Genomic DNA, 9,680 nt, shown 5'->3' with positions numbered 1-9,680 from the left:
CAAGGCCCTCGAACGGACCTCCGGATCGATCTTCTTAGGCATGTGCTCATCCTTCCTGACTCAGAAGGAAGCGGCATCAAACCAGGGGTGATTCAGTCCGAGGGTGGCGGTGGCGATGCGGGTGGTGGTTTTCATGGTGGGCTCCGAATGTGGTGTGGGGGTTGTGTTGGTGACACCACTGACTCTGCTAGGGATGTCGTGTCGTCGGATTCCGCTGACCGGGTGATGGGTGGGGTGAACGGCGCCTCCACCGATCGGGGGACACGGTCGACACGGGCGCTACGCGCCTCACATCTCGCGGGCAGGAATCTCGACGATCGCGACGGTTCCACCGCGGGGATGGTTCGACAGCGACAACGTGCCGCCGGCGCCTTCGATGCGCACTCGACGCGATGCAAGTCCGATGTGTCCCTCGGCTTGTCGTCGACGCATCAACTCGTCGACGTCGATGTCGGCAGGTAACCCGATGCCGTCGTCCACGACGACGAGGCGCGCTCGCCCGTCATCGAACTCGGCGGTGACGTCGACCGTCGCCGCGGACGCGTGCTTGATCACGTTTGTCAGCAATTCGCGGGCGGAGGCGAACAGCAGTGAGTCGGCGGACGTGCGTAGGTCGGGCGGCCAGCCCGCGGTGTCGACGGAGATGTTCGGGGCACCGGCGCGGCTACCGAACGAGGCGGCGAGGTCGGTGAGGGCCACCGACAGACCGGCCTGTTCGAGAACCGCCGGGTGCAGCTCGCTCAGCGTCGAACGCAGCAACTGCGCCGCGTCGCGCAGCGCACCGTCCACGCGATCGAGGGTCACCGGATCGGCGGAGTCGCGGAGCGTGGCGAGTTCCTGACGCGCCGCCAGTACGTACTGCAGAGCCCCGTCGTGGAGGTTGTCGGCGAGATCCCGGCGTTCGCGTTCCTCGATCTCCATCGTCGCGTCGAGCAACCGGGCGCGTTCGGCGGCGAGCGCCCCGATGGTCTTCACCCGGGATCGCTGTAGTCGGGACAACAGGATCGCGCCGACGGCCAACGCCGCGACGACGAGGATGCGCAGGATGATCACCGACCACGGCTCGCCGTTCGACGTGCGAGCGAGCATGGAAGAGACGGCGTAGACCGCGGTCGTGACGATCACCACCACCGCGCACGTCCTGGGTTGCAACGCGATCGCCGCGATCATCGGCACGAGCACGAACCCGCTGAGGAGAACGTCGGTGGTCCAACTCAACTCGTTGGACCGGCTTGCGGCGATCGCGAGCGCGGTGAGCAGGAGAAGGTCGATCGGCAACGCGATCCACGAGTACCGGATCATCGCCGATTCGTGGCGGACGACCACGACCGCCCCGCCGATACACCAGGCCGCGTACAGGATCGCCGTCACGAGGCTGAACGTCTCCGCGTGCGCGGGTGGGTCGAGGCTGACGGTCAGCAACACGAACAGCGACAGGAACAGTCGGAGGACCACCTGGATCCGGATGCCGCGGATCGCGTGGTCGATCAGGATGTCGTGGATCCGCGGCTCGTCGGCGAACTCGTCGAGACCCAGGTAGCGTGTCGCCCCGGCGATCTCGACACTGCCACCGTCGTCGTCCCCTGGTGTCGAGGGGTCCGCGCTATTCGAGGAGCCCACGGCGCATCGCCTCGGCGACCGCGGCCGCACGGTCGGACACGCCGAGCTTCTCGTAGAGGCGCTGGGTGTGCGTCTTGACCGTCGACGCACCGATGTAGAGCTCGGCGGCGACCTGTGGAATCGACTGTCCGCGTGCGAATCCCGTGAGCACCTGTCGCTCCCGCTCGCTCAGGGCCGGCGCGTCCCGCTGGGTCTGCGCCCGGATCTCGCCGGCCAGTCCCGCGGCGAGCTCCGGCGGTACCACCGTCTCTCCCTTGGCCACCCGGGTCACCGCGCCGACGATGTCGTCGCGATCGGCGTCCTTCGACAGGTAACCGGCCGCACCCTCCTGCAGCGCCCGGAAGACGATCGGACCGTCGGTGACCGCGGACAGCAGCAGCACTCGGGTCGGTAACCCGTCGCGTGACACCGCATGGGCGACCTCGACGCCGGTCATGTGTGGCATCTGGTGGTCGACCACCGCGACGTCGGGTTTCTCCCGACGGATCAGCTCGAGCCCGGCCAGGCCGTCGGCGGCCTCGCCGACGACCCGCACCCGCCCACTGGCCGCCAGGCCACGGGATACACCGTCGCGGAAGAACGGGTGATCGTCGACGACGACCACGGTGACGAGGGTGTCCATGAGAACAGGATAGGTGTGGTGGCGGCGACGTCGGTCCGATCGGCGCGCGGAGAGTTCCGGGTTACGGCCATATGTCCGCCTGTGACGATTCGTTTACACCCCTTGCCCGATCGTGTACGGGTCGTATACAACTGGTGTACGGCCTTGATGTGGTCCGCTTCACACGCAGATCAATGGCCTCGGGGTGGCTCGGTGGTTGCAGCAACAACCACCGAGCCGGACAGCTCCACCTGCACGTCCGGACGTTCGCCTACTGGCAGGTAGGCGCCGGCCGTGCAGTCGTCACGCAACGACGATTCGACTGAGGAGTCGACATATGGCAACTGCCACCACGAAATCTAGCAGTCGTAGATCCCACACCAGCCTCCCGGTGATCGCCGGTTCCAGCCTCGCCGGAACCGCCGTGGAGTGGTACGACTTCTTCCTGTACGGCACCGCGGCCGCGCTGGTGTTCAACGAAGTCTTCTTCCCCGCGGACGACCCGCTGGTCGGCACCATGCTGGCCTTCGCCACCTACGCCGTCGGCTTCATCGCACGTCCGCTGGGGGCCGCGGTGCTCGGCCATTACGGCGACGTCAAGGGCCGTCGGGCCACCCTCATCGCGAGCCTCATGCTCATGGGTGTCTCGACTTTCCTGATCGCGTTCCTCCCGTCGTACGCCGCGATCGGCGTCGCGGCGCCTCTGCTGCTGGTGTTCCTTCGTCTCGTGCAGGGTTTCGCGCTAGGCGGCGAATGGGGCGGCGCGGTGCTGCTGGTCAGCGAGCACGGCGACTCGACGCGCCGTGCGTTCTGGTCGTCCTGGCCCAATCTCGGTCCGCCACTGGGCAATCTGATGGCCGCCGGCGCGCTCGCGATCCTCTCCGGCGTGATGTCCGAGGAAGCGTTCCTGTCGTGGGGCTGGCGAATCGCTTTCGCGCTCTCGGCCGTGATGGTGATCGTCGGGCTCGTCCTGCGCCTCTACGTCGCCGAGACACCGCTCTTCGAGAAGTCGCAGCAGACAGCGAAGTCCGAGACCCGCCGCATGCCCTTGGGCGACGCTGTCCGCGGTTACTGGCGTCAGATCCTGCTCGCAGCGTTCACCCGATTCGGTGAGAACGCCGGCTTCTACATCTTCTCGCTGTTCGTCATCACCTACCTGACCCAGATCCTGGATCTCGACCGGTCGACCGGGCTGAACGCCGTGATGATCGGCATGGTGGTCGCGCTTCTCACCATCCCGCTGTTCGCGATGCTCGCCGACCGGATCGGCCGGCGCCCCATCTACATCTCGGCGTCGCTGGCCACCATCGTCTGGGCGTTCGCCTTCTTCGGGCTACTCGACACGAAGAACACCCTGGCGATCATCATCGCCGTGTCCGTCGGGCTGCTGATCTTCGCGGCCTACAGCGCGGTGATCGGGGCGTTCTTCTCCGAGCTGTTCCCGACCGAGGTCCGCTATTCCGGTGTCTCCCTGGCGTACAACCTCGCCTCGGTGCTCGCGGGATCGCTCGCGCCGATCATCGCGATCGCTCTCTACAACTGGTTCGACACGGGTTTCGCCATCGGTGCCTACCTCGCTGTCATGGGCCTGATCTCACTGATCGCCGCCATCGTCGCCCGCGAGACGCAGTCGGTGGACCTGGCGACGGTCGGCGATACCGGGCGAGACGATGACTCCGGTGAGAACCCTTCTGCCGCAGCCGAAACGACCACGACCGAAGCGAAGCAACAACCGTCCGCTGCGGTTGCTCCGTGACGCTCTGAGAGGAGACAACACCATGTCGACATCGCGCTCCGGCACGGCCACCGCGCCCGAACTCGCCTACGAGTGGCTCAAGCAGACGATCATCACGCTCCCGCGGGACGAAGAGATGTTCCTGTCCGAGGCTCAGGTGGCGGCGTCATCGGGAATCTCGCGCACCCCGGTCCGGGAGGCCCTGATGCGGCTCGAGGCGGAGGGATTCATCCGCCGGGTCCCACACAAGGGTGCGTATATCCCGGCGCTGTCGGATCGCGATGTCGATGAGGTCATGCAGGCGCGGCGGGTCGTCGAGGAATGGTCGGTGCACGAGGTGGCACCGCGACCGGGACTCGTCCCGGACAAACTGGCGCTCCTCCTGCAACAGCAGGAGGACGACCAGGACCCCGTCGACTTCATCGCCCACGACCTCGAATTCCACACGACGATCATCCGTGCGGCCGGCAACAGCCTCATGGGTGACTTCTACAACTCACTGCGCGATCGCCAGATGCGCATGGGTGTCCGCATCGTCATGAACGACGAGCACCGCAAGAAGCAGGTGCTGGTCGAGCACCGGGCGATCGCGGACGCCATCCGGGCCGGAGACGTCGACGCGGCGGTTCGCAGTGTGCGCGAGCACCTTCGGACCACGCACGACTCCCTGCGCCACTCCCATCTCTAGATCTGTACCGAGGAGACCTCCATGAAGATCGCACTGGTCCAGGTGGCCAGTCCCGACGACGAGACCGGCGCGCATCGCCTCGAACGCGTGCGCACACTCGTCGACAGCCTGCCCGACGACGTCGACCTCATCGTCCTGCCGGAACTGTGGCGGGTCGGTTACAACCACTTCGACGACTATCCGTCGTCGGCCGAGGACCTGTACGGGCCCACCGTGTCGACGATGGCCGCCATCGCACGCCGCCGGAACTGTTTCGTGCACGCCGGCAGCATCGTCGAGGACCGGGGCTCGGAACGCCTGCGCAACACCGCTGTCCTGCTCGGACCGGACGGCACCGTCGTACACCACTACAGCAAGGTGCACGTCTTCGGCTACCGCTCACAGGAGGCCCATCTGCTGGAGCCCGGTGAGCAGGTCCACGCGGTGGACACCGCCTTCGGTCCGGTCGCGGCGACCACCTGCTATGACCTCCGGTTCCCCGGCCTGTGGGCCGAGATCGGAGCTGCGGGAGCGCAACTGGTGATCGTGCCGGCAGCCTGGCCGATGGCACGCCGGGAACACTGGCAGTTGCTGACCTCCGCACGCGCCGTCGACAACCAGGTGTTCGTCATCGCATGCAACGCTGCCGGTACCCACGCCGGGGTCGAACTGGCGGGTCACAGCCGCATCATCGATCCCTGGGGATCGGTTGTCGCCGAGGCCGATTCGGACGAAGGAGTGATACTCGCCGAGATCGACCCCGCGCTCGTCTCCGCCGTCCGGTCGGAGTTCCCGGTGCTCGGCGACCGCCTGCCCGACTACTCCGTCCTGTCCCGTAGAAAGGTCCACTCATGACCGGCACCGACACCCGGGTGCTCAGCTTCACGATCGCCGGCACCGCCGAGCGGATCGAATTCGACACCCTCCGCACACTTGTCGCCGGATACACCGGACGCGACGAAGCCGCCGTGCGCCACCACATCGACGAGCTCGCGGCCATCGGTGTGGCGCCGCCGCCCGAGGTTCCGATGTTCTATCCTGTCGAGCCGGGCAGCATCACCACCGACCCCACCACGGAGGTGCACGGTCGCGAGACCTCCGGCGAGGTCGAGCCGGTGCTGTTGCGCCGGGACGGACGCTGGTATCTCGGTATCGGTTCCGACCACACCGACCGACAGCTCGAGACCGTGGACATCGGCGACTCCAAGCGCGCCTGCCCGAAGCCGGTCGGCCGGCAGGTCGCCGAGATCGAGTCCTGGGCCGACTTCGACTGGGACGCATGCCGTGCCCGCAGCTGGGTCGATGGCCGCCTCTACCAAGACGGCGCCCTGTCGGGATTGCGAACGCCGCAGAACCTGCTCGGGATCCTCGCCGAACGTCAGGGCGACGACGACGCCGACCTGCTCTGCTTCGCGGGCACGTTGCCCCTGCTCGACGGGACTTTCGTCTACGGCACCCGGTGGGACCTCGAACTCACGCTGCCGGACGGGACCGTCCTCACCCACTCCTACACCTCCGACCCGGAAGGACGTTGATCATGCGTACCGGAGCCGACTATCTGTCCTCGCTGAACGACGGGCGCGTGGTGCTCGTCGACGGGCAACAGATCGATGACGTCACGACCCACCCGGCATTCGCGCCGGTCGCGGCGACCATCGCCGAGATGTTCGACCTTGCTGCCGATCCCGCGCAGAACATGCAGTACACCGCGCCGGAGACCGGCGCGACCGCCAACCGGACGTTCGGGATCCCGCGCAGCCGTGAGGAACTCCGACTCCGTCGCGAAGCCATCGAGACCTGGGCCCGGCACACCCACGGCTGGGTCGGTCGCAGCCCCGACCACGTCGGGACCTTCCTCGCATCCTTCGCCGCCCACCCGGAGGTCTTCGCCGGCGAGGGCCGCGACCTGTCGGCCAACGTGACGGCATTTCACCGGCGTCTGCTGGACGAGAACCTGTATGTCTCTTACGCGATCATCCCGCCGCAGGTCTCGCGAGCGACCACGGCGTCGGGTTGGGAGGGCGAGTTCCTCCAGGCCGGTGTCGTGCGCGAGACCGACGAAGGGATCGTCGTGCGCGGGTCCCAGATGCTCGCCACCGGCGCCGCGATCGCCGACGAGGTGTTCGTCTCCTGCATCAAGCCGCTCGGCCCGGACGACAGCGACTTCGCCGTCTCGTTCGTCGTCCCGGTGGCGACGGAAGGCCTGAAGCTGTACTGCCGGCGGCCGTACGCGCCCGCGGCGACCAGCAGCTTCGACTACCCATTGACCTCGCGGTACGACGAGCCCGACGCCCTCGTGGTGTTCGACGACGTCCTGGTGCCCTGGGATCGGGTCTTCGTCGACCGCGACATCGTCGGCGTGCGCCGTCAGTTCTTCGAGACCGGAGCGCACGTCCTCGGCAACTGGCAGGCGCAGATCCGTTTCGCCACGAAGCTGAAGTTCATCGCCGGCGTGGCACGGCGGGTGACACAGGTCAATGGAGTGGACAAGATCCCCAGCGTCCAGGAGAAGCTCGGCGAACTCGCCGCCGTCGTGTCCGGCGTCGAATCCGCGGTGCTGGCAGCGGAATACACGGCGGAGCCGGACGCCTCCGGACAGTGGCTGCCGGGCCGGCAGGCGCTGTACGGCTCGATGGGTCTGCAATCGGAGATCTATCCGCGCGTGCTCGCCATCCTCCGCGATCTGGTCGGTGGTGGAGTGCTCCAGCTGCCGTCGAGCGTGCACGACCTCACGAGCTCGTTGACCGCCAAGGACATCCAGCACTACGTGCAGTCGCCGGGCGTGCCGTCCGAAGAGCGCATCAAGCTGTTCAAGCTGGCCTGGGACATCGTCGGTTCCGAGTTCGCCGGCCGGCACCAGCAATACGAGATGTTCTACGCCGGAGCGCCGTTCGTCGTGAAGGGCGCCTACACCTATCGCAACTACGCCTACGACGACGCACTCGAGGACGTCGCGGGCTTCCTGCAGTCCTACAAGCTCGAAGACGCCTGAGAGGAGCCATCATGGCCAAACCCGAGTACGAATTCTTCCCGGTCACCGACGTCGATTACACCGTCTGCCCCGGCGGCGACCCCAAGATCACCGAACGCATCCTGTCCCGGGATCCCGACGGCAACGTCGCCACCCGCATCCTCCGCTACGAGGCGGGTGCCGACTCGAGCCCGATGGGCGTGCAGAAGCACGACTTCTGGGAAGAGGTCTACATCCTCGAGGGCTCGTTCGTCGATCTGACCCTGGACCAGACCTTCTCGGCCGGTGAGTACGCCTGCCGCCCACCGGGAATGCCGCACGGACCGTGGCGGACCGACGAAGGTGTGCTCACCTTCGAGGTCCGATACCGCAGCGCATAGGAGACGATCATGACCCTGCCGGCCTTCTCTCGGCCCACTCCCTCCGACATGCGACGCAGTATGGGGAGGTTCACCACCGGTGTCGCGGTCGTCAGCGCCGAGGACTCCGACGGCGAACCGTGCGGCATGACCATCAGTTCGCTGACGTCGGTCAGTCTCGACCCCGCGATCATCCTCGTGTCGCTGACCCACGGATCGCGGACCACGGACGCGGTGGAGGCCGGCGGGCGGTTCGCGGTGTCGATCCTGTCGTCCCGGCAGGAGGCGGTCGCCCGGCGCTTCGCGACCCGGGGCGGGGCTCGCTTCGAAGGGCTGCCGTGTGACCGCACCGCCTGCGGGTTGCCGGTCGTCGCCGATGCGCTTGCGCATCTGGAATGCACGGTGCACAGCGCGCACGACATCGGCGACCACCGGGTCTTCTACGGCGACGTGTCCGAGCTGCGATGGCGCGACGGAACCGGGCTGGTGTTCTACTCCGGCCGGTTCGGCGACTTCCGCGACTTCGGGCACGACGAGATGCCCTGGTTGTTCTGAGCTCTTGTCGACCAGGAAACCCGACGGCCAACCACCCCGCGCCGGTCGCGCAACTCGACGCGGTTTGGCAACCTCGGATCGGGGACCGATACCGAGGATCGGAGTGGGGGATGTATCGACCGGACCTGCACCTGGGAGCGCTGAGGGGCCCGCTCCCGCGATCGCCGCTGCATGTGCTGCGGACCTATCTGGCGGTGACGACGCTGTTGTACGCGGTGGGCGTGGCTCTCACGCTGTTCCCGACCGACGATTCGGCGACCCTGTCCGACCCGACCGGGGGATTGGTCGCCGTCGTGCTGGGGCTCGCGGCGCTGGGGTGGCTGTCGGTGCGGCCGCAGCGCCCGCTACCGGCCGTGATCGCGGCCGGTGTCGCCACCCCCGCGGTGATGGCGTTCCACGAGCTGATCAGTGCCGAGTTCCTGTGCATGATCGCGGCGATGTTCCTGGCGATGTACGTCCGTGCCACTCTTCCGCGTCGGCAGGCGTGGGCGTTCATCGGTCTGCTGACGGCCGCGTGCGTCGTCGCGCTTGCCGTGGCGCCCGCACCGAAGTACCTCAGCACGTACATCGTCGTCGTCGTCGCCATCCCGGCGGCGGCCGAGTCATTCGGATTGCTGACGCGGACACTGCTCACCGCGGTCTGTGCTGACCCGCTGACCGGCGTGTTCAACCGCGCGGGCTGGGAACTCGCGACCGCGGGGCTCCTCGACGGACGGCGGTCGGCCGCGGCGGTCACGGTGATCTCGTGGTCAGTCGACGACTCCGAGACGACCGACGACCCGCGCGAGAGGGAGCAGCGACTGGTTCGCCGTGCCCGGACCTGCGTCGAATTGCTTCCCGCCGATTCCGCCCTGGCACGCCTGGCCGATTCGGAGTTCGCGATCTGCGTGGTGCACGACGACGACGGTCCACCCGGGCAGGCGGCGGCGCTGATCGACGAACTGCGTCGACACCTGCCCGATGCCTCACTAGCCGCGGCCACCGCGCCGGCGCCGGGAGCGGACGTCGCGGCCCTGCACGCGCAGGCGTCGTCCCGCCTGGCGTCCGCCAGACGCAGCGAGCCCGGGCCGGCCCGACGTTCCGATCACCCCGACATGCAGTGAGCGGTCGGCGCATGCGGGGAACCACCATGTCGAGCCCGGCGTCGAGTTCTGGGATCGCGGCCGTGCCGG

Annotated in this window: 10 protein-coding genes; 8 read left to right on the top strand and 2 right to left on the bottom strand. The window is 67.5% G+C overall.

What is annotated here, in order from left to right; all coding sequences use genetic code 11:
- Positions 1 to 288 precede the first annotated feature (288 nt).
- Entirely contained in the window at positions 289 to 1,620 is a 1,332-nt protein-coding gene (locus ACFVHY_RS22180) for a sensor histidine kinase (protein WP_390275480.1), read from the bottom strand.
- Positions 1,604 to 2,242, bottom strand: coding sequence for a response regulator transcription factor (locus ACFVHY_RS22175; RefSeq protein WP_269553068.1), 639 nt, complete (start codon positions 2,240 to 2,242; stop codon positions 1,604 to 1,606). Before ACFVHY_RS22175 ends, ACFVHY_RS22180 begins: the two co-directional genes overlap by 17 nt.
- A 316-nt stretch (positions 2,243 to 2,558) precedes the next feature.
- Between ACFVHY_RS22175 and ACFVHY_RS22170 the strand changes: the two genes are divergently transcribed.
- The 8 genes from ACFVHY_RS22170 to ACFVHY_RS22135 all read left to right on the top strand — a co-directional run bounded on the left by ACFVHY_RS22170 (position 2,559) and on the right by ACFVHY_RS22135 (position 9,611).
- Positions 2,559 to 3,977 carry an MFS transporter gene (locus ACFVHY_RS22170; RefSeq protein WP_390275478.1) on the top strand — a complete coding sequence of 473 codons (1,419 nt, stop codon included), beginning with the start codon at positions 2,559 to 2,561 and terminating at the stop codon, positions 3,975 to 3,977.
- A 22-nt stretch (positions 3,978 to 3,999) separates the two neighbouring features.
- Positions 4,000 to 4,644, top strand: coding sequence for a GntR family transcriptional regulator (locus ACFVHY_RS22165; protein ID WP_058253367.1), 645 nt, complete (start codon positions 4,000 to 4,002; stop codon positions 4,642 to 4,644).
- Between the two features lie 21 nt (positions 4,645 to 4,665).
- A complete protein-coding gene (locus ACFVHY_RS22160; protein WP_390275477.1) occupies positions 4,666 to 5,478 on the top strand; it encodes a carbon-nitrogen family hydrolase in 813 nt (270 codons plus the stop codon).
- Positions 5,475 to 6,158, top strand: coding sequence for a DUF2848 family protein (locus ACFVHY_RS22155; protein ID WP_390275476.1), 684 nt, complete (start codon positions 5,475 to 5,477; stop codon positions 6,156 to 6,158). Before ACFVHY_RS22160 ends, ACFVHY_RS22155 begins: the two co-directional genes overlap by 4 nt.
- A gap of 2 nt (positions 6,159 to 6,160) precedes the next feature.
- Complete coding sequence (locus ACFVHY_RS22150; RefSeq protein ID WP_390275475.1) at positions 6,161 to 7,615, top strand: 4-hydroxyphenylacetate 3-hydroxylase family protein; 1,455 nt, start codon at positions 6,161 to 6,163, stop codon at positions 7,613 to 7,615.
- An 11-nt stretch (positions 7,616 to 7,626) separates the two neighbouring features.
- Positions 7,627 to 7,974 (top strand): cupin domain-containing protein, encoded by a 348-nt coding sequence (locus tag ACFVHY_RS22145; RefSeq protein WP_078111910.1) that lies wholly within the window; start codon positions 7,627 to 7,629, stop codon positions 7,972 to 7,974.
- A gap of 9 nt (positions 7,975 to 7,983) precedes the next feature.
- On the top strand, positions 7,984 to 8,508 hold the full coding sequence (locus tag ACFVHY_RS22140; protein ID WP_058253362.1) for a flavin reductase family protein: 525 nt from the start codon (positions 7,984 to 7,986) through the stop codon (positions 8,506 to 8,508).
- 110 nt (positions 8,509 to 8,618) lie between these two features.
- On the top strand, positions 8,619 to 9,611 hold the full coding sequence (locus tag ACFVHY_RS22135) for a hypothetical protein (protein WP_390275474.1): 993 nt from the start codon (positions 8,619 to 8,621) through the stop codon (positions 9,609 to 9,611).
- The last annotated feature ends 69 nt before the right edge of the window (positions 9,612 to 9,680 follow it).

Origin of the sequence: Gordonia sp. NPDC127522 (genome assembly GCF_042672305.1) — a bacterium.
GTDB classification, from domain to species: domain Bacteria; phylum Actinomycetota; class Actinomycetes; order Mycobacteriales; family Mycobacteriaceae; genus Gordonia; species Gordonia hongkongensis.
The sequence above is the reverse complement of the archived record's forward strand: the minus strand, read 5'-3'. Positions and strand labels throughout refer to the sequence as shown.

Excerpts from the sequence above, each read along its gene's own strand:
- ACFVHY_RS22175 (WP_269553068.1), bottom strand. The coding sequence starts at position 2,242 with ATGGACACCCTCGTCACCGTGGTCGTCGTCGACGATCACCCGTTCTTC.
- ACFVHY_RS22170 (WP_390275478.1), top strand. The coding sequence starts at position 2,559 with ATGGCAACTGCCACCACGAAATCTAGCAGTCGTAGATCCCACACCAGC.
- ACFVHY_RS22165 (WP_058253367.1), top strand. The coding sequence starts at position 4,000 with ATGTCGACATCGCGCTCCGGCACGGCCACCGCGCCCGAACTCGCCTAC.
- ACFVHY_RS22160 (WP_390275477.1), top strand. The coding sequence starts at position 4,666 with ATGAAGATCGCACTGGTCCAGGTGGCCAGTCCCGACGACGAGACCGGC.
- ACFVHY_RS22155 (WP_390275476.1), top strand. The coding sequence starts at position 5,475 with ATGACCGGCACCGACACCCGGGTGCTCAGCTTCACGATCGCCGGCACC.
- ACFVHY_RS22150 (WP_390275475.1), top strand. The coding sequence starts at position 6,161 with ATGCGTACCGGAGCCGACTATCTGTCCTCGCTGAACGACGGGCGCGTG.
- ACFVHY_RS22145 (WP_078111910.1), top strand. The coding sequence starts at position 7,627 with ATGGCCAAACCCGAGTACGAATTCTTCCCGGTCACCGACGTCGATTAC.
- ACFVHY_RS22140 (WP_058253362.1), top strand. The coding sequence starts at position 7,984 with ATGACCCTGCCGGCCTTCTCTCGGCCCACTCCCTCCGACATGCGACGC.
- ACFVHY_RS22135 (WP_390275474.1), top strand. The coding sequence starts at position 8,619 with ATGTATCGACCGGACCTGCACCTGGGAGCGCTGAGGGGCCCGCTCCCG.